Origin of the sequence: Flavobacterium sp. (genome assembly GCF_003525665.1) — a bacterium.
Taxonomy (GTDB): domain Bacteria; phylum Bacteroidota; class Bacteroidia; order Flavobacteriales; family Flavobacteriaceae; genus Flavobacterium.
Window position 1 is genome coordinate 27866 of record NZ_DQDX01000218.1, and the last position, 428, is coordinate 28293.

General features: G+C 29.4%; 1 pseudogene. It reads right to left on the bottom strand.

Annotated elements, in window-relative coordinates:
* Positions 1 to 163: 163 nt before the first annotated feature.
* Positions 164 to 428, bottom strand: a pseudogene (locus tag DIU01_RS15075) (DNA repair protein RecO); the annotation flags it as partial.

Consider the following 428-nt stretch of genomic DNA (forward strand, 5'->3'; position numbering starts at 1 on the left):
AGTTTTCAGTTTTCAGTTTTTGCGATTGATTAGTGAAGAAAAATACTTTTTTGCCACGAATTACACAAATTTGCACAAATAAAGAAATTGAAAGAATATTGCACGAATTTTTATTTGAAGTCTGAAAAAAAATTGTTAAATTTAAAGAAATTGTTGGCTTTTTTTATGAAAAAACCTCTTTTAAAACGTCTAGTGATTTTGGTTTTTTAAATCCGTCTAAGTGAATTGAATAATAGTCTAAAAGGATTTTTAGTAGAATTTGACGTTCAATTCCGGCGAAAACTTTTTGGTCGGAATCGAATTTTAGGTTGATTAGTTTTTTAAACAAATGCGTTTCATGTTCGTTGAGACAACTTGTTCCTTGAAAAGGCGAAAATATTCCGTCGATCATCTCGAAATGTTTGAAATCGGTTTCAGAATTATCTGGG